This window comes from Bacillus cereus group sp. BfR-BA-01311 (genome assembly GCF_022664295.1).
Lineage (GTDB): Bacteria > Bacillota > Bacilli > Bacillales > Bacillaceae_G > Bacillus_A > Bacillus_A cereus.
The window spans coordinates 155,288-175,550 of the sequence record NZ_JAKUHC010000008.1 but is presented as its reverse complement, the minus strand read 5'-3'; the positions used below and the strand labels follow the sequence as shown (position 1 = coordinate 175,550).

Here is a 20,263-nt window from a genome sequence, read left to right as displayed (position 1 = left end):
CCAAACTGTTCTTTCTAAAATTAGAATACGATACAAATGTAAACTGAATGTAAACACACTTTTTCTATTTTTACAAAATATACATAAAAACTCATCTTTACAACAGATATAAATATCTGATATTATTACCTGGTACTTAATATTATTCTATGTAAATTATAGATAAATAATTTACAACACGATATAAATCTCCAGTTAGTGAAAGGAGTATCCTTTTTGCAAACAAATATACATTCTGAAAAGGAAACAATTATTTTTATTCATGGATTAGTTGGCAATCGTCGCGCCTTCAAAAAGGAGCAAAAACGTTTTTCTTCCTCCTACAACATTATAACTTATGACTTATTAGGTCACGGTGATGATAAAGGAAAAGCAATCGACTTTTCATTACAGCGCCTCGTAGATCAATTATTAAACTTATATGAGCAAGAAGATATTAAAAAAGCACATATTTGTGCGCTAAGTTACGGCTGTTACATCTCTACAATTTTTGCACAAATGCATCCAGAAAAAGTATTAAGTATTTGTCATATTGGAGGACATTACAATAACCCTTCTCGTTTATATAATGTATTTCAAAATTTTTGGGAGAAGCGAGGAGATGAATACTCTAAATGGCTCTCTCAATACGCAAATACTATTTTTCCAAGCGGTATACTAAAAGCAAATCCGTTCGCAGTCATTTCAAGAAATATTTACTACCGTTTCGGATTACAATTACATTCATCCATAATTGCCCAGTCATTACGACATAGGTTAGAATTCGATTTAAAATCTAAATTAAAATCACTTCCTCACCCTATACTATGGGTAATGGGAGAGCATGATCATCTCTATAAATCTTGTCTATTTGATTTGAAATCTATTTTGCCTAACGTTCTATATAAGGAAATACCGTTAGCGGGACATGCAGCGAACTTATTTCGCCCTAACTATTTCCATGACTTATATGATCGATTTTTAAATGGAAAGTTAAAATAAAAACTATTAAACTTCCAATTTATTTAACTATAAAAAGGCTTCCCAAGTTTCCTTGGAAAGCCTTTTCTCTATACGAAAAGTATATAAAACTACTTTTTCTTAGTATGCTTTTGTGTAACCTAATAGGTGCTTGCTCCAGTAAGAGTTACTTACAGAACTAATACGTACACCAGTTGCATCTGTTTCTGCACTAATGAACTGACCGTTTCCTAAGTAAACACCCATGTGAGAAGGACCTGATTTATAAGTATTTTGGAAGTATACTAAATCACCTGGTTGTGGATTGCTAGTTTTTGTTTTAGAGCTCCAGTATCCAGCAACTGTTTGACGAGCTCCTTTATGACCAGTTTGATTTAATACGTAGTGAATGAATCCACTGCAGTCAAAACCAGCAGGTGTTGTACCAGCAGTTCTGTATGGTGAACCATTTAAAGATCTAGCGAATCCAGCGATTGAAGATGTATCTCCACCTGTTGTTGGTTTTTGTACGTCTTTACCTGGTTGTTGAACGTTATTTGTAACATTATTGTTATTTGTAACGTTGTTTACTCCGCCTTTTACAAACTTAACGAAGTCTGCACTTACGTAACCTGTGCGGCCGTTATGGTTAATTTTGTACCAACCATTTTCAGCACCAGTAACGTTTAATACTTTACCATTTGTTACTCCACCGATTACAGCGTTGTATGTAGCTGGGCCTGTACGTACTTTTAAAGCACCAGTGTTAACAACATAAGAACCACCAGTTTGAACTGTTGTAGTATTGTTGTTTGTAGTTGGTTGTTGTGTTTCGTTAGATACAGCAGAACCACCTTTTGTTACGAAGTCTTTGCTTACGTATCCAGTTCCACCATTGAAGTTGATTTTAAACCAATCTTGTACTTCACCTACAACTTGTACTGTTTTACCTTTGTTTACAGAACCTAATACTGTATGAGATGTACTTGGGCCTGTACGTACGTTAAGTGAAGAAACGTTTACTGTGTAAGTACCTGTTCCTTGTTGAACAGTCGTTCCTGTTTTGCCACCAGTTGTTACGAAGTCACCACTTACATAACCTGTTTGACCATTTACGTTTACTTTGAACCAACCATTTTCTTGTCCAACTACTTGTAGCACTTGGCCTGATTTTACTTTAGAAATAACGTTATGTCCTGTACCAGCACCTGAACGAACATTTAATACATCAGCAGTTACTGTGTATTTTAATTCAGAAGTTGTTTCTACAGTTTTTGTTTCAGTTACAGTCGTTTGAGTTTGAGTTTGAGTTTGTCCATTAATTTCTTTTAGCGCTTCATTTGAAACTTGTGCATGAGCAGAATCCATTCCTGGAACTGCAACGCCAGCTACAGAAGCTGCTGCTAAACCTGCAATTACTTTTTTCATAAGTTGTCTTTACTTCCTTTCCCTACTATCCTCTTAAAAAAAACTAAAACTTTAATACTTTACAATATTATCAAAGTAAAATATTCATCCAGTTCCATTTTTTAGCAAGAGTTTTATTTTTCACACGTAGTTCATTTTAAATGAACAAAGTGAAATCCGTGTGAACTTCATGTGAACTTTATCATTAAACACAGTGTTTTTGCAATGGTTTTTTCAAATTTCTTATATATCGCATAAAAATTCGACATTCCATTTAATATTTTAATATAAAATATCCCTTTTCTATCTATTATAAAAAATTCTATTAACCTAATACAAACTCAAGTATGTATTTCCTTATAAAGCTCCTTACATAAAGTATACTTTCATCATGACAAAAATCACTCTATTTATCAATAGTATAATATTTTTAGAAAACTAAATTTCTATACTATCTACAATTTTGAAATAATTTGACGAATTGTAAGATTTATTTCACAAAAGCCATTTCTCCTTTAAAGAAAACACACACTATATCAACTGTTCTCTTTTTCTTATAATGGAATTTATAGGATATTTATAGTATTATATACATATCTTAATAAACAAGAATTTTAGCGAATTGATTAAAGTTTCATTCCCTTATAAAATGAAACTTTAATCAGGAAGGGTTTTATACATCCTCCGCTAATTATTAACCCTCACCACTCGGGCTGCCCATTAATGCGGAGTTTTATTGGAATAAAAAGAGGAGGCATATTTGTGAGAAATATAATAGATGATCCAATACAAAAAAACATAGAGCTATACTATGCTTTTATTCAATTCGTTTCAATGATAACATTACAAAAAGTATCAGCTATTGAAACACGTAAAAACGAATTAAAAAATCAGATGAAAAATGCCGGACAAAAAAACCCTTATTACGTATAAAAAAAGGTGAACAGGTTATATTCCTGTTCACCTTTTTAAATTATTTATAAATTTTCACACGGTCCTCTAGCGGTTGGAATTCTTTTTCACCAGCATGTACTACCGGTTTACCAAATGGCATTTGCGCAATAAGTTTCCAATTCTCTGGAACATCCCACTCTTTTCTCACTTCTTCATCAATTAGCGGATTGTAATGCTGTAACGTAGCACCAAACCCTTCAATTTCTAAAGCTGTCCAAATTGCAAATTGTAACATTCCTGATGATTGCTGAGACCAAGTTGGGAAATTATCTTTATATAATGCAAAGTTAGCTTGAAGGCTTTCCACTACTTCACTGTCTTCAAAATATAAAACCGTTCCATAACCACTTTTAAATGCATTCATTTTTTCTTCAGTAGGTGCAAAGTTATTTTCAGGTACAATTTTTCGTAACGTTTCTTTCGTAATATCCCATAATTTATCATGTTGTTCTCCTAATAAAACAACAACGCGAGCACTTTGAGAATTAAAAGCTGAAGGTGTATGTTTTACAGCATGATAAATCACTTCTTGAATTTTCTCATCAGAAACTACTTGCTCTTTACTAATTGCATAAATAGATCTTCTGTCTTCAATTGCTGAGTAAAAATCTTTTGCCATCATAATTCCCTCCAATTTTCAATTGAGGCTATTTCATATGTATATATCATATTACGCCCCTCAAACTTATTATTAATAAGCTTATAACTTTATAATATCACAGCAACAAATAAACTCAAATGTTAACACTTGTATTTAGACTCTTTTTCCTTTTTAAAATGAAAATAAAAAGACTGCTCGTTGTTATCTAAAATTAGTAACAACGAACAGTCTTACTTATGTAGCGATCTAGATTCGTATTTTACTTACTTAATTAACTAATCCAAATGCATACGACATTAACTTATTCGTCTCTGTAAAACGTTTTGTTTTACTTGATGTCCCCATGACCACTGTAATAATTCGATTATCACCTTGCTTTGCAGTCCCCGTAAAACAGTATCCTGCACTATCTGTAAATCCAGTCTTTAGTCCGTCCATTCCTTCTATATATAAACTTTTATTATTTTTATTTAACATGTCGTTTGTGCTTATAACATTAATATTATTAAATGCTAGCTGACTTTGACGTAAGTGAGTCACTTCTAATATTTCCGGATAATCTTTTATAAGATGATACGCCAATTGTGCTACATCACCAGCCGTCATTTTTGTTTCACTTCCATCTGGCTCTTGTAATCCAGACGCATTTGCAAATTTAGCATGTTCCGACATTTTTAACTGTTTCGCTTTTGCATCCATAAGCTGAACGAAATCTTTCTCCGATTTTGCCATATGTTCTGCTAAAGCCACAGCCGAATTATTAGCTGACTCAATCATTAATGCATGATATAAATCTTTAACAGTTAATGTGTCATTAACTTGTACTGGGATTCTCGCTCCTTCTGTTTGTGCCGCCTTCGCACTCATTTTTACTGGATCTTCCCAGCGAACTTTCCCGTTATGTATACTCTCTAGTAAGAGATACGCTGTCATCATCTTAGACATACTAGCCGGTGCAAAAGCTTCATTTTCATTATATTGATAAATAATATCTCCATCACTCGCATCGATAATCATAGCTGCTTTTGCGTTAATTTCTGGTGGGATGTACTTTGGCGGGACTACTTTTTCAGTAAATCCTGCTTTAGGTAGTTCTGCCACTTGCAAAGGTTGTCCCTCTACATTCGCTATGCTCTTTTGATTTCCTTGGAATAAGAACCAACATATCCCTAAAATAATAACTAATAGGACTGTCATCCTTCCCCATTTTAACCGATTCATTTCAAAACTCCTTTAGCAAACCTTTTATACACTCACATTTAACCTTAACAACAATTCCTTTATATAGTCAAGGTAAAAGGTATATTTATTCATATACAGCAATGATTATTTTAATTTATTTATGTTAAACTTACAATATTAAAACGTAAGAATATTTAATAATAAAATCTCGTAAATAAAGCGAAACTTTAATCAGCCCTCCCAATCGGGCTACCCGTCAAATAGCGAGATAAACTATTTAATAGAAGGGATTCATACAAATGCTACTTCCAAAAACATTAAAATACGGAGACACAGTTGGGATCTACTCCCCTTCTTCACCAGTAACCTACACTTCTCCAAAAAGATTTGAACGAGCAAAATCTTACTTACAACAGAAAGGGTTTCATATATTAGAAGGTTCATTAACAGGTCGATATGATTTTTATCGTTCTGGTAGTATACAAGAGCGTGCTGAGGAGCTAAATGTCTTAATAAGAAATCCTAATATTTCTTGTATTATGTCAACAATTGGTGGGATGAATTCAAATTCAATATTACCTTATATTGATTATGATGCTTTTCTAAAGAACCCTAAAATAATGATTGGGTATTCAGATGCAACTGCTTTATTACTAGCAATTTACGCCAAAACAGGAATCCCTACATTTTATGGACCAGCTCTCGTCCCTTCCTTTGGCGAATTTGAACCTTTTGTTGATTGCACATACAAATATTTTGCTGAAACTTTACTACATGATCATTCTCTTCCTTATCATATAAAACAACCATTATTTTGGTCAGATGAATTTATTAATTGGGAAGAAAAGACGAAGGAGAAAGAACTTCGACCAAACGATTGGATTTCAGTAATTGATGGAAAAGCTACTGGGCGTATTATTGGCGGGAATTTAAACACGATACAAGGAATTTGGGGTAGCCCCTATATGCCACATATTCAAGAAGGCGACATTCTCTTCATTGAGGACAGTTCAAAAGATGCAGCTACTATTGAAAGAAGCTTTTCATTACTTAAAATTAACGGTGTATTCGATAAAATTTCAGGTATCATTCTTGGAAAACATGAGCAATTTGATGATTGTGGTACAAATCGAAAACCTTTTGAAATACTATTAGAAGTACTTCAAAATCAAAGAATTCCTTTTCTAGCTGACTTCGATTGTTGTCATACACATCCAATGATTACCATGCCTATCGGTGTTCAAGTAGAGTTGGATGCAACAAATAAAACGATACATATTGTAGAACCTTGGAATAAATGAATGCATAGCTTCTATTGTTTTACAATAAAAGCCATGATACTATATAATTTGGAATGTGAAAGATTAAACAAAATATGTTCCAATATCTAACACTAGAAAAATTAGGTATAAATATATATTTATATGCAAAAGAGAGTGAATAAATGAAACCAACTATTAAAAATTACGTATTTTTACATGTAGCTTTTTTGATATATTCTATCATTATGGTTTACATGAAATGGGCAGCTAAATTCCCCATTGCTTCCATCTCATTTTTTGTTGCTTATTTCGGATTAGTTATACTTTTATTCGGATATGCAATTTTATGGCAACAAGTAATTAAACATTTCGAAATTTCAAAAGCATATTCACATCGCGGGATTATTATACTGTGGTCAATGCTTTGGTCAGTATTTCTATTTGGAGATACGATTCAGTGGAATCATTTACTTGGTGCAGCTATTATTATTGTCGGAATTGTGGTGGTGACAAAAGATGAATAGTTATATGTTATTATTTATTTTCGGGATAATTTTAGCTAATTACTCACAAATATTATTAAAAAAAGCTACTTTGCAACAATACGATTCTAGAATAAAAGAATATGTGAATCCTTATGTTATTATCGGCTACTCTTTATTTGTAATTAACGCCGGATTAAATGTTATCGCCATGAAGGGTATGGCATTAAAACAAGCATCAGCATTAGAATCCTTAAGTTATATCATCATATTAATTTTCGGTTGGTATTTCCTAGGAGAAAAAATAACGAAACGTAAACTCATCGGCAACATTATTATTATCGTTGGTGTAATCGTTTATTGTATCCAATAGTAAAAAGCTCCGTTTATCACAAACGGAGCTTTTTACTATTGACCTAAATTTTGCACTTTATCTTTCAAATCTCGAACTTGATCTACCGTCTGCATAAGCTCAGAGTTTTTAAATTGCTCTACATCCACTTTTCCTTCTTCTATCTTTGTCATCGCCGTATCAATTAACGTATTTAACTTTTCGTTATATCCGACGATTTGTTGGTGAATATCCTTTGCTACATCAGGTGGCGTTAATTCATTGAATGCGGGTATATCTTGTTTAATTTCACTAAGCTTCGTTTCTAATTCTTTTCGAGCCTCGCTATCATTAACGGCCTTGTCTGCTAATGCTGGTGCATCATTTGCAAATGCACTTATTTCATTTACATAATCTGTCGCCTTTTGAGCATAATCTATGGAGTTCTTTCCTTCCTCCACTATTGAACATCCCATTAAACCAATTGAAACTATAAATACTAATAAAATTGATTTTATTTTCATTTTAGACTCCCTTCGTCTTTATCATTGTCTGTAATTTTCTCTATACATAACTTCTAGCTAAATTGTTTATAACCTTTTTCAAATAGCTATTTATCCTCTTACATGCCCTATTATCGTTACAACATCTATTTCTATATGTACGCTTATAATATCTTCAATTATATCCATATATCCTTGTCCTATAGCTGTTCCATAGTGTAATGTAAGCCCCTTCTTTCCATACACTGACTTTGGCACTGAAAAAATAAATCTCCTCAAGTTTCTTTCATCAGCTGGTTCCATTATTAAAACAATCCCATCCTCATCAAACATATACGCTCGCCCTCCAACTTTACATTCACTATGGCTCAGTATTGCCTTGGTCAGCAAAATTTAAAACACAATAAGTTAAGATACTCTCTGCTCTATCATAAAGTGAAACTTTAATTAGCCCTCACCAGTCGAATCTTTATCGGCAAATAGCGGGATAAAGTGAAAGTTTAATCAGTGAGGATTTTGTTCATCCCCCACTGGCTATCAGCCCGATTCCCACCTAACTTCTTTACTTCCGCTGAATTTTGAGGTAGGGTCTTACTGCCCGGCAAATAGCGAGATAAAAATAAAAAACATTCATTCTTTTTTGTTAAGAATGAATGCTTTTTAAAAAATCAATTTCTAACTCTAGCATCTTTTTTTGACGAGGTTTTACTTTCCTTACGGGAATTCCAGCGTAAATATACCAATCATCTAAACTCTCTTTTACCATACTCATCGCGCCGACTGCCGTACCTTCTCCTACAATTACATTTGGAAAAATAATAGAATTGGCACCAATAATCACATGTTTTTTTAAAATAACTTTTTCTGCTTTCACATTCCTATATTGATTCGGGACGGTTGGCCCCATTAATGTATTTCCACTGAAATCATCAAGTACTGCATATACGATTGTTTTAGCTGAGATGTTTGCAAAATCATGCATTTCAATCCCAACTTCCCCTCCATATAACGCTGTATACGCTGATATGTGCGAATAACTTCCAATTGTGATTTTACCACTTAAAATGCAAAAATCATCAATTCTTACATGATTGCCAACTGATATAGCACTTGGATTATATATACTTGCTTTTTTACTAACCAATACATTTTTCCCAACAGATAAAAATCCAACTTTCTTTAGTTCTTCTTGACTATAAAAACTATTCATCTACCGACACCACCTTCTGCTCTAAACAAATTACAATTTGCTCTACTAGTTCTTTCGTCATTCCTTCCCATAAAGGTAAACTTACGATTCGTCTTGCTATTTTATTCGTCTTTGTTAAATCTGTAGACTTATAGTTTTTAAAAAGAACTTGTTGGTGGCAAGATGGTGAAAAGTATAATCTAGCTTCTATTTTCTGTTTTTTCAGTTCTTCTATTACTTGTATGTTGCGAACTTCTTCTGGACAAATGATAGGCATAAATTGGTGAATAACCGCTTCTGTCTTTTGGACTTTCCACCCTTTTTTCATTAACCCAGTATTTTGTAACAACTGTTTATACCATTCAGAAATACGGCTGCGTTCTTTTAATTTTTGATCCCACTTTTTTATAGTCGCTATCCCAATAGCTGCTGCGTATTCAGACATTTTACAATTAAACCCCATCATCGTACATTCACGATTTTTATCAAATCCGAAATTCCCCATTCTTTTAATACGTTGTATATCTTCTTCGTTTTTACTATATATGAGCCCTCCTTCACCAATTCCGAACGGCTTTGTTGCATGAAAGCTATATACGATCATTCCACTAAAATCTTGACCGTAATGCATCCCTCCATTCATTAAACCAAATCCCGGCGCCGCATCTACGACAACCGGAATCCCCTTCTTCTCTAATTCTTCATATTTTTCTAAGTTCATCCATGATCCAAAAGTGGCGTACGGGACAACAATCGCAACCTCTTCTTTTAATTCTTCTATCTTATCCAAAAGTACGGTTTTATCCATATACCAATCATCTATTGAAATATCAATAAAGTAAGGTTCCAGTCCACACCAAATAGCGGCTAAGGCAGTCGCAGGGAATGTAAAACTAGGCATGAGAGCATACTTTCCCTTTCTTCTTTTCTTTAGTTGAATAGCCGCCATTAACCCTAACGTTGCGTTTGCTACTGTTGTAACAGCTCCCCTGTTTTGAAAAAATGACGACATAATTGTTTCCTCAAAACGTTGATTTATAGGTCCATAATTCGTATATATGTGAGATGTATCAATTTCCTTCAATTCGTCCAAATACTCACTTACAGGTACAGTTGAAGCACGTAAAAAAGGAATATTCTCCATATCTATCTATTCCTTCCTATCATTTTCGGACAATATAGAGCATATCTGTTTCAGATAATCCAAATTTCCTAGCACTTTTCATTCCTTGTTTTTCCGCTATGTTATATAATTCTACCTTAAATCCTGCATTCATTAATCGTTGAATAAATCCCGATTGATTGTAAATTCTCACATGATCTTCTTGACCAAAAGCTAATTTCCTCAATTGTGGTGTTACAATTAATTCATTCTCTATAATAAAATCTACATTCATTACGATCGGTACTTGAATAATTCCCCATCCATTTGGCTTTAACACTCTATATAACTCTCGCATTGCTTTGTCATCATCAGGAACGTGTTCTAACACATGGCTACATAATATTACATCAAAAGTATTACTATCATATGTAATCCTTGTAACATCAATTTCCTTCATTAATGGATCCTTTGGTTCTAAGTCACCACATACATACGTAATATTTTTATACTCGTTAAACCAATCTCTTAACTTCGCTTCAGGTGCAATATGAAGCATTGTATAGTTTCTATTTAACAAGTCCGTTTCCGTTTCAATGTACGCACGATACAATCTTTCACGATCCATCGAATTGCAAACTGGACATATCCCTGTATCTTTATTCCACATCTCAAATTTATATTTCGGAAAATCATAATGCGCTGGCCAAGGTGAAAATTTTTCAAATTGTTGATTGCAATATTGACAATAACAAGATTCTTTCTCAAACATATGAGCAACTAACTTGTTTAACCCTTTTTTTATCTTTTCATTATAAATTTGATCTAGTTCGCCATTTCTTACTGCATCCTTAACTATAAATCCCGCATTTTCTAAACAATAAGATAAACTCTCTTTATACTCACTTTCGGAGCTTAAAAATCCACTATTATATGCATCTATAATTAATTCAATCCACTCTTCAATTGTCATTAAAATAAAATGCATTTGTTTTTGATTTTGTCCACTATGTTGTCTAAAATAACTAAGAGGTTCATGTATATAAACTACTTTTCCTTTCCTCATCATATCTAGCCAAGTTGCAATATCGTTAATAGCAGAATACGCCTTTCCTTTAAAATACCCAAACTTCCCGTCAAACAATTCCCGATTAAACAAAACAGTTGTCGGCTCACCAACTACATTTTTCAAATTTTTCAACATATAATTCCCTAATTCTTTTCCTTCAAAAAGCGTAGTTTCTTTCGCGATTTTCATATTTAATATTGAAGGTGGTAATATCTCTCCATTCTCATCAATCAGTTCACGATATGACGTCACAAATGAAATATTTTCTAACGTCAAAAAGTATTTCATCATTCTCTCGATCTTTTCATGATGAAATAAATCATCATCTAATAAAAAGTTTATATAGTCCCCATTCGCAAGTTCTACACACTTATTAAAGTTTTCGGCAACTAACGGCGTTTCATTTTTAACATATGTAATACACTCATATTCACGTAAATACGGTTGAATCATAGCATTGACTTCATTATTTGTACTGTCGTCAGAAATAACAATTTCAATATTTTCATATGTTTGATTTAGAGCGCTGTTGAGTGCCAATTCCAAGTAATAAGGTCTATTGTACGCAGGAATAAGTATGCTTACTTTCGGTAAAGGAGAATTATTATTTATATGTTGTTTTTTCTTTTCTATGTTTATTTTCTTTTCTTTAATTTTTTGATAATAGTCTAATGTATATAATATCGATGATGGAACTATCCTTCTTGCGTAATCTAGAAAATTAGTTATCGCTTTGTCTAACTCTTTTTCGGTGGATAAGAAACCATATTGTTCTCCTGCTAGAATACTATGTGAAAAATCTTCTAATCCATCCATCATTTTATTAGATTCATTTAACTGTTGATCTGGATGTAATCGAAAGTAACTAAGTGTCTCTGCTATATATACTGCTTTTCCTTTACTTAATAAAAATAACCATGAAGCTATATCTACGTTACATAAATACCGCCTCTTATCAAAAATCCCATATGGTTCTTGTAAATCATTTTTACGAAATAAAACTGTTGTCGGTTCTCCAATATAATTTTTTTGATCCACAATTACCTTATTTCCTAATTCTGTTCCCTCTATAATGGTATCCTCTTCAAATAAACGGACAGTCGAATAAATATGTCGCAGTTCTTTCCCTTTATCATCAATGACTTGACGATGAGATGTTACAAGCTTAATTTCATTATCTAAATCATTGAAAAAATACTTCATCATTTTTTCAATTTTATTCACATGAAATACATCATCATCCATTAAAAAATTTATATACTCACCGTTCGCTTCATTAAATAACATTAACGCATTTTCAAATTGTCCGAGAGTTGACCTATTTTTTATATAAATAATATTTGAATGATCACATAAGTATTTTTGTAACAATTTTTCTGTTTCATCATTCGTGCTGTCATCTCCAACTATAATTTCTATATTAGGGTACGTTTGTTCTAACACACTACATAACGCCTTTTCAAAGTAACTAGGACGATTATACGTAGGAATTAATACACTTACCAACGGAAGTTGCTCTACCATTTCTTCAGTTCTTTCAATACGAGTTCTCATTTTAACTCTCTCACCTCTTCGCATATTATTTATATACGCGACACAAAAATCACATTACTTTAACTGTATGGAGCCTATATACTTTTATGCAAACAGGAAACAAAATATCATACTTTTCGTTCCTGAATAAACATATTTAATAATGCGGACATTTTATTTGCACCTTTTTTATTCATATGATCACTATCATAAAAATCATCGTCACAAAATAATGGCGAATCAAATAGATCTATAATTTGAAAAGAATATTGAGTTTGAAAATCATTTATAACTTTATAAAAATCTTCTTTTAATTTCTTACTACTACAATTGAAATAATGTGAAGTAACAGGGAACACAACAATTAATGGCTTTATATCGTTTTTTAACAGTAATTCTAAATATTTCTTAAAAATCATTTTATTTTCAACTAAAGTATGAGGATACGCCAATTTAGCATGTGAAGCTGCTCTTATTTTCCCGTGTTCTTCAAAAGGAATATGAAGAGAAGTAGTATTCCATTCAGCATTTATCCAAGGCAGCGTCAATGATTCATCTTTTAGTTCGTCTAATAAAATATATTCAAAATGCAAATTAAAAATAGAAAGAAGTGGTTTCGGAGTATTTAGATGTGAGAATCCATCAGTGGGTAGAGGAGAATGAACTACAGTATGATGACCATCTTGAAACAATGGATAATATACTTTGTGAATTCTATATGATTCAGATGATAACGACATATCAAAGTAAAACGAGAAATAGGCTATTCCTATTAAACAATATTGAAATGAATGATTGTTTGATAAAAGTTGTGACGCTATTAAATAATCATAGTATAGATCTTGCGATGGAAGTGTTAATTTTATTGACTTTTTTGAGAGAAGCTCCGTACTTATGCCACAATGTGGATAAGACAAACCGGTAGCAAACAATTCATACGTCGGATCACTCTTTGTTTTTTTCATAGAAATGTATAAAGACATAAGATCTGGATTTATTTGATAGATAGAAATTAATTTATCCTTCCATTCATACATGTATTTTGTTAAATTAATAATTTTTGAACTTTGCACGCCCCTATTTATCAAGTCATTTGTAAGTTTTTCTGCGTCCCCTCTCCAAATGACTATATATTGAAAAGAACTTTCTATACGAACAACATCTGAAACGTCTACAACATGAACTATTGTTTTACATTTATTTTTGTCTAACGTATTTCGAATCCTCTCCCCTGATAACTCATCACTTAAAACAATGATTTTATATTGCTCCTTCATGTACATCCCCTCCATTATATGTATAATATGAAATTCATTTTTAATTCGTAACAATCATATACACCTGCAATCTAACAAAAAAAATAGCTCCACCATTAGGCGTAGCTATTTTTACAATTATTGCTTATTCAAATCATATTCCTTTATCTAACTCATAAAGTTTACGATACTTTTCATTTTCTTTCAGAAGTTGTTTATGACTACCTTGCATGACAATTTGGCCACGATCAAGGAATATAACTTCGTCTACATGTTCTATTCCTACAAGATGGTGCGTAATCCAAATAACCGTCTTTTCTTCCGTTGCAGAAAACATTGTTTCGATTAAAGACAATTCTGTTTTTGGATCTAAACCGATAGTCGGTTCATCAAGTACAATAATTGGTGTTTCTTGCATAAGAGTTCTAGCAAAAGCAACCCTTTGTCTTTCCCCACCAGAAAACCGCTTTCCCATTTCATGCATTTTTGTTTGTAATCCGTCTGGAAGAGAAGTAACATGTGAAGCTAATTGTGCTTTCTCTAAAGCTTTCCATATCTCTTCATCCGTCGCCTCCGGTTTGCCAATTCGTACATTATTTCCAATTGTCGTATCAAACAAATGCGGCTTTTGATTTAATACAGAAATATATTTAGATAAAAGATTCGTATGAGCTCGTTCACCATTCAATACAACTTGGCCATTTACTGGGCTTAACGCCCCTGTTAACAATTTTAGTAAAGTAGATTTCCCTGTCCCACTTCTCCCTAAAATAGCAATTTTCTTCCCTGCTTTTATTTGTAATGATACATCTTTTAATACAATCTCATTACTATCTGGATAACTATACGATACGTGATTCAGTTCAATATCTACATGTTTTGGTTCAATATAATCTTTCTCTCCATGCAAATCCGTTTCATCATGTAAAACACTATCACTTTCTACGCCATTAAGACGATGGGTAGATTCTACGTACGACGGTATTCGATCGATGGCATCTGCAATAGGAATAAGCGCGTTTGTTACAGATAAAGTCATTAATACGAAAGCTGCGATAACTGTAGGAGCAATTTGTTCACTTGCCGCTTCATTCCCAGTCCATATGATCATCGAAATAACTACAATACCTACTACTAATTGAATGATACTGTCCCGAATATGATACCAGCGTTTCACTCTCTTTTCGATTTTTAACAACTGATCATTTTGTTTTACATACTCATTAATAAATTCATCTTTACGACCACTTGCTTGCCAATCAGATAATCCAAAAACAGCATCTGTCAGTTGTTGATACAAACGGTTTCTTCCTTGCTTTAAAGTAACATGATGTTTCTTCATCAAAAGTAATGATACAAACGGAAGAAGAAAAACGATAATAGCTAACATACAACCTACAATAAGTGCAAAAACAAAATCAAATGCACCGATAACAAGTACGAAGATACTATAAACAACTAGCGCTAATATGCTAGGAAATATTGTACGTAAATATAGGTTTTGCAAATGCTCTATATCTTCGGATAACACTCCTAACATATCACCCGTTTGAAATCGAGAACGGAAAAATAACGCCTGTGGTTCTACTATTCTATATAGCCTCGTTCTCATTTTTTCTAATATACGTAGTACGACATCATGTCCGACTAGGCGCTCTATATAATGAAATACAGCTTGCCCTATACTAAACGCTCTTGTTGCAACAATAGGAACATATACAGCCATTACATTTTCTGGTCTAAGAGCAGATTTTGAGATCAAATAACCTGAAATAAAAAGTAACATCGCTCCTGAACTAACTCCAAGAAGACCAAGGAAAATAGTTAAAGTCATTCTACCTTTATTTTGTTTTATATAAGGTTTAACCCAGTTACTCATTTCTCTCCCCTCTCTTCCCTATGAAAATGTAATGTCTCATTCTCTAAAAGTTCTTCATACGTCCCACTTTCTTTCATTTCCCCTTTATTTAGAATAAGAATATGGTCCATTTGTTTCATCCAATGTAGACGGTGAGTTGCTAAAAATACTAACTTTCCATTAAATAGACGTAACATCGCTTGCTTTATTTCAAATTCGGTTTCAATATCAAGATGTGCCGTAGGCTCATCTAATAAAATGATTGGTTTTTTACTTAAAAGCGCACGCGCCATAGCAACACGCTGTTCTTGTCCGCCACTTAGCATACGTCCACCTTCTCCAATTCTTTCGTGTATCCCATTTGGAAGTGATGTAACGAGTGAACGAAGGCCGACTTCATTAATAACTCTTTCAACTTCTTCATCTGTTGCATTTGTTTCATAAAAACGAATGTTATCCTTTAATGAAAGCGGAAAAATATAAGGTTGCTGCGGAATATAAGCAATATTTTTTTGCCAATCTTCACGAGTAGATCCATCAACTTCTACACCATTTACTAACATCTTTCCACTCGAAGGAGATAAAAAACCTGCTAATACGTCGATTAACGTCGATTTCCCTGCACCACTTTCACCAATAACACCAATAGCACCGTTACCTTCCCAAGTAAAATTAATTCCTTCTAATATAGCCTTTTCAGATTCAGTATTATTAACTTTGATATCTTGTAATTTCAAGCTACTAGAGGCATTCCATACTATATCTTCATTTAAATCTTTCTTTTGTATTCCTTTTTGTTGTTGCAAAATCTCTTCTATTTGCTCCATCGCAATTTGTCCATCTAATGTCGCATGATAATTTGCTCCCACTTGTTTAATCGGCAGAAAATATTCCGGAGCTAAAATCAAAATTGTAAGGGCTGGTAATAGTATAATCGTTCCATCTATTAAACGTATCCCTAATCCAACTGCCACAAACGCAATTGATAAACTCGTAAAGAAATCTAATGCAAAAGAAGAAAGAAAAGCAACTCGCAAAGTACGCATCGTTGCTTTTCTATATCTTTTACTTACTTTTTCAATCTTTCCTTCGTGCTGTTCACTTTTCCCTAAATACTTTAATGTTTCTAAACCTTTTAACGTATCTACAAAATGATTCGAAAGTACACGATATATCTCATACTGACTATCTGCCATTTTTTGCGCTGCTAATCCGAGAAGAATCATAAATATGATCACGATAGGAATCGTTACAACTAAAATGATTCCAGACTCAATATCTAGCGTAAAAACATATAGTACAATTAGACCTGGAACGATACTACTTCTAATCATTTTAGGAATCGTTAATTCAATATATGTTTTAAATTTCTCAATCCCCTCAATTGATAAGGTAACCAGATGACCAGTTCCAACAGTTTGAACATACCTTGGACCTAATGTGAAATATGCCTCTATCAATTGTTTTCTTAGTAACGACCCTGTTTTTTCAGCAAAACGTTCCACTAATATTTGTGATGTTCGAACTACTATGTTACGCGCTGCAAACGCGATACCAAAATAAACAACTTCACTTAATATTGTTTGTACTGTCTCTCCATGAAATAAAAACGTAATAGCTCGTGCTAAAAAGATTGTTTGCGCAATAATACTAAAAGCTTCTAAAATACTAATAATCGTTAACGCTACATATAAAATACGGCTACCGGGATAAGACGGAAGTCCTCTTTTTCTTTTCATTAGTACTCCAAATCGTTGTCTGACTTAACAGGTTGTCTAAATACATAATAACTCCATATTTGACTTCCGATAACGAAAGGCAAAATAGCAATCGCAAAGTAAGTCATAAGTTTTAATGCATAAGCTCCTGATGCTGCGTTGTAAATTGTCAAATCATTCATTGCCCCTAAAGAGCTAATCATAACACGTGGGAACATACCGATAAATACACTCGCACTTAGTAAAATGATCGTTAAACTCGTCATAAAGAAAGCCCAACCATCTCTTCTTCTTTTATTTAATAAAGTGGACACTAATAGTGCTACAAAAGCTCCGATTGGTACCATAATCCATTCTGTTCCATGAGCAGTGAAAATGTCGGTTTTCCATAACCCCACACCAGCAAAAACAAGAAGTGTAATTAATGAAAATGGTGCAATTTTTATTGCAGCAATTCGTGCACGTTCTCTCAATTTACCAGTTGTACGTATCGTAAGAAATTGTAATCCGTGAACAATACATAGTAGGAGAAACATTACTCCTCCAAGTAACGCAAATGGATGAAGTAATTGCAAGAATCCACCTACAACATTTTTACTCTCATCAATAGGTACACCTACCATAAAGTTTGCAATCGCAACTCCCCAAAGGATAGGAGGTAACATACTTCCAATAAACATCCCCCAATCCCATGCACTCTTCCATTTATGATTATCTATTTTCGCACGAAATTTAAAGGAAACACCTCTTAAAATTAAAGCAAGAAGCATAAATACAAATGGAATATAAAAACCACTAAATAAAGTTGCATACCAGTGCGGAAATGCCGCAAACATGGCTCCACCAGCACAAACAAGCCATACTTCATTCGCGTGCCAGAACGGTCCTATTGTATTTAAGTAAACTCGTTTTTCAAAATCATTCTTTCCTAAAAACCTCGAAACCATTCCTACACCAAAATCGAAACCTTCCAGTACAAAGAATCCAACAAACAAGATTGCAATAACTAAAAACCACAACTCATTAAGAGATAACATACTCTTCCTCCTTATCAAATGGATCATGGCTTTGATAATCCTTTTTCGTTTTCTTATTCGTGTGGCCCTTAATGGTACGAACGAATAAGTACACACAAATTCCACCCATAATTAAATACATTGATGTGAATGAAATAAGTGAGAATAATACTTCACCGAATGTTACATTTGGTGATACAGCATCTTCTGTTTTCATTACACCAAATACTACCCAAGGTTGACGACCCATTTCAGTCATAATCCACCCTACTGTATTACCGATGAACGGAAGAGAAATTGCATACACCATTAATTTTAAATACCACGTTTTTTCAGCTAAACGATCTTTTCTTGATAAGAACCATCCGTAAGCTCCTAGAAGAAGCATGAATGTTCCACTCATTACCATCGCTCTAAAACTCCAAAACATTGTATGCACTGGAGGAATATAATCTCCAGGTCCATATTTTTCCTCATATTGTTTTTGAATTTGATTCATCCCTTCAACTTGACCGCTAAACTTATCATACGATAATAGACTTAGCATATAAGGGATTTGAATTTCAAACGAATTTTCTTTCTTCTCTGTATCAATTTTCGAAAATACTGTAAATGGTGCTGGATCCTCACTTGTATTCCATAGCGCTTCAGCTGCCGCCATCTTCATTGGATGTGTCTTAATTAATTGTTGCGCTTGTGCATGACCAAAGAATAATACAAGCGCCGTTGTAATTGTTCCAACAATGATAGAAATTCGGAAAGATTTTTTAAATACTACAGTTTCTTGTCCTTTTGTAATTTTCCATGCACTTACACCAGCAATAAAGAATGCACCTGTTGCAATTGCCGCTGTAATTGTATGCGGGAATTGTACCCATAGTTGTGGGTTTTGAATAATGGCTAAGAAATCATTCATTTGCGCACGACCATCAGCTGCCATTTCATACCCGACAGGTGACTGCATAAATGCACTTGCAGTTAAAATCCAGAATGCTGATAACATCGTTCCAATTGAAAGGAGCCAAATACACATTAAGTGAATTCGCTTCGGTAATTTGTCCTCACCGAATACCCATAAACCTAGGAATGTAGACTCAATGAAAAATGCCAGTAATCCTTCAATTGCAAGCGAGGGACCAAATACATCACCTACAAAACGTGAATACGTTGACCAGTTCATACCAAACTGAAATTCTTGTAAAATACCTGTTACTACACCTACTGCAAAGTTAATAAGGAATAATTGCGTCCAAAACTTTGCCATCTTCTTATATACCTCTTGCCCTTTTACCACATACAACGTTTGCATGATTGCAATAATAAAAGCTAAACCAATTGACAGCGGAACAAAAAAGTAATGGAAAATCGTTGTTGATGCGAACTGTATTCGTGCCAATTCGAGCGTTTCCATACTAAAATCACTTCCTTCATAGTTTTTATAATAAAAGTTAATTGAGCAATCTTATCAAACTCAATTATTAAGAAATACGAAAAGACAAAAACATTTTGTATGTATTGTCGAAAAATATGAAGTTTCAGTTTTTCAAACTATTGTAATGCTATTTTTTACCTTTTCACTATTTCTGTAGTGTTTTATTCGTTAATCGAATTGTATAATATACCTGCATAGTAAATTCAGGTTATTTTTGACGTATTATTGACATCATTTTGTCTGAAATATGTCTTTTGTCATTTTTTTGAATCAGATTTTTCTCATTAGCAAAATGTGTTTTTTCAATATACTTCTTACTTTTATATCTATAAAACAATCGTTTTTTCTTCATACGCTTGACTTTTACTCGGAAAAATGTCCTCGAAAGCACCCACGATAAATGCTTATTTTTTGTCAAGAGAAAAATGT

18 protein-coding genes are annotated in these 20,263 nt (G+C 33.3%); 5 read left to right on the top strand and 13 right to left on the bottom strand.

The window, feature by feature from the left end:
- The first annotated feature begins 216 nt into the window (after window positions 1-216).
- The gene (locus MR136_RS19345; protein ID WP_078421567.1) at window positions 217-981 is read left to right on the top strand and encodes an alpha/beta fold hydrolase; all 765 of its coding nucleotides are present in this window, start codon (window positions 217-219) and stop codon (window positions 979-981) included.
- Between the two features lie 99 nt (window positions 982-1,080).
- Here MR136_RS19345 and entFM read toward each other — a convergent pair whose 3' ends face one another.
- On the bottom strand, window positions 1,081-2,367 hold the full coding sequence (gene entFM / locus MR136_RS19340; RefSeq protein WP_000755513.1) for an enterotoxin EntFM: 1,287 nt from the start codon (window positions 2,365-2,367) through the stop codon (window positions 1,081-1,083).
- A 741-nt stretch (window positions 2,368-3,108) separates the two neighbouring features.
- On the opposite strand from entFM, the gene MR136_RS19335 reads away from it, so the two are divergent.
- Window positions 3,109-3,279: a hypothetical protein gene (locus tag MR136_RS19335; RefSeq protein ID WP_001244279.1), complete on the top strand. Its 171-nt coding sequence runs from the start codon at window positions 3,109-3,111 to the stop codon at window positions 3,277-3,279.
- A 40-nt stretch (window positions 3,280-3,319) separates the two neighbouring features.
- Here MR136_RS19335 and MR136_RS19330 read toward each other — a convergent pair whose 3' ends face one another.
- Both MR136_RS19330 and MR136_RS19325 read right to left on the bottom strand, forming a co-directional pair.
- Window positions 3,320-3,922, bottom strand: coding sequence for a nitroreductase family protein (locus MR136_RS19330; RefSeq protein ID WP_001987122.1), 603 nt, complete (start codon window positions 3,920-3,922; stop codon window positions 3,320-3,322).
- A gap of 246 nt (window positions 3,923-4,168) precedes the next feature.
- Complete coding sequence (locus tag MR136_RS19325; protein ID WP_001080871.1) at window positions 4,169-5,122, bottom strand: D-alanyl-D-alanine carboxypeptidase family protein; 954 nt, start codon at window positions 5,120-5,122, stop codon at window positions 4,169-4,171.
- Between the two features lie 260 nt (window positions 5,123-5,382).
- On the opposite strand from MR136_RS19325, the gene MR136_RS19320 reads away from it, so the two are divergent.
- The 3 genes from MR136_RS19320 to MR136_RS19310 all read left to right on the top strand — a co-directional run bounded on the left by MR136_RS19320 (window position 5,383) and on the right by MR136_RS19310 (window position 7,200).
- A complete protein-coding gene (locus MR136_RS19320; RefSeq protein WP_000926339.1) occupies window positions 5,383-6,384 on the top strand; it encodes a S66 family peptidase in 1,002 nt (333 codons plus the stop codon).
- 143 nt (window positions 6,385-6,527) lie between these two features.
- Entirely contained in the window at window positions 6,528-6,869 is a 342-nt protein-coding gene (locus tag MR136_RS19315; protein ID WP_000805125.1) for an EamA family transporter, read from the top strand.
- On the top strand, window positions 6,862-7,200 hold the full coding sequence (locus MR136_RS19310; RefSeq protein ID WP_001089867.1) for an EamA family transporter: 339 nt from the start codon (window positions 6,862-6,864) through the stop codon (window positions 7,198-7,200). The genes MR136_RS19315 and MR136_RS19310 overlap by 8 nt, the downstream gene beginning before the upstream one ends.
- 35 nt (window positions 7,201-7,235) lie before the next feature.
- Here MR136_RS19310 and MR136_RS19305 read toward each other — a convergent pair whose 3' ends face one another.
- The 10 genes from MR136_RS19305 to cydA form a co-directional block, all read right to left on the bottom strand.
- A complete protein-coding gene (locus MR136_RS19305; protein ID WP_000695197.1) occupies window positions 7,236-7,682 on the bottom strand; it encodes a DUF6376 family protein in 447 nt (148 codons plus the stop codon).
- Window positions 7,683-7,772: 90 nt separating this feature from the next.
- Entirely contained in the window at window positions 7,773-7,994 is a 222-nt protein-coding gene (locus MR136_RS19300; protein WP_242259559.1) for a hypothetical protein, read from the bottom strand.
- 310 nt (window positions 7,995-8,304) lie between these two features.
- Complete coding sequence (locus MR136_RS19295; protein ID WP_078421617.1) at window positions 8,305-8,871, bottom strand: acyltransferase; 567 nt, start codon at window positions 8,869-8,871, stop codon at window positions 8,305-8,307.
- On the bottom strand, window positions 8,864-9,994 hold the full coding sequence (locus tag MR136_RS19290) for a DegT/DnrJ/EryC1/StrS aminotransferase family protein (protein WP_078421618.1): 1,131 nt from the start codon (window positions 9,992-9,994) through the stop codon (window positions 8,864-8,866). The genes MR136_RS19295 and MR136_RS19290 overlap by 8 nt, the downstream gene beginning before the upstream one ends.
- Window positions 9,995-10,013: 19 nt before the next feature.
- Window positions 10,014-12,575, bottom strand: a complete 2,562-nt coding sequence (locus MR136_RS19285) for a glycosyltransferase (protein WP_001260410.1) — start codon at window positions 12,573-12,575, stop codon at window positions 10,014-10,016.
- A 107-nt stretch (window positions 12,576-12,682) separates the two neighbouring features.
- On the bottom strand, window positions 12,683-13,831 hold the full coding sequence (locus tag MR136_RS19280; RefSeq protein ID WP_000664267.1) for a hypothetical protein: 1,149 nt from the start codon (window positions 13,829-13,831) through the stop codon (window positions 12,683-12,685).
- A gap of 133 nt (window positions 13,832-13,964) precedes the next feature.
- Window positions 13,965-15,689, bottom strand: coding sequence for a thiol reductant ABC exporter subunit CydC (cydC, locus tag MR136_RS19275; RefSeq protein WP_000073645.1), 1,725 nt, complete (start codon window positions 15,687-15,689; stop codon window positions 13,965-13,967).
- Window positions 15,686-17,407 (bottom strand): thiol reductant ABC exporter subunit CydD, encoded by a 1,722-nt coding sequence (cydD, locus tag MR136_RS19270; RefSeq protein WP_000824039.1) that lies wholly within the window; start codon window positions 17,405-17,407, stop codon window positions 15,686-15,688. The genes cydC and cydD overlap by 4 nt, the downstream gene beginning before the upstream one ends.
- The gene (gene cydB, locus MR136_RS19265) at window positions 17,407-18,423 is read right to left on the bottom strand and encodes a cytochrome d ubiquinol oxidase subunit II (protein WP_000950083.1); all 1,017 of its coding nucleotides are present in this window, start codon (window positions 18,421-18,423) and stop codon (window positions 17,407-17,409) included. Before cydB ends, cydD begins: the two co-directional genes overlap by 1 nt.
- Window positions 18,410-19,813: a cytochrome ubiquinol oxidase subunit I gene (gene cydA, locus MR136_RS19260; RefSeq protein WP_000448870.1), complete on the bottom strand. Its 1,404-nt coding sequence runs from the start codon at window positions 19,811-19,813 to the stop codon at window positions 18,410-18,412. Before cydA ends, cydB begins: the two co-directional genes overlap by 14 nt.
- Window positions 19,814-20,263 lie beyond the last annotated feature (450 nt).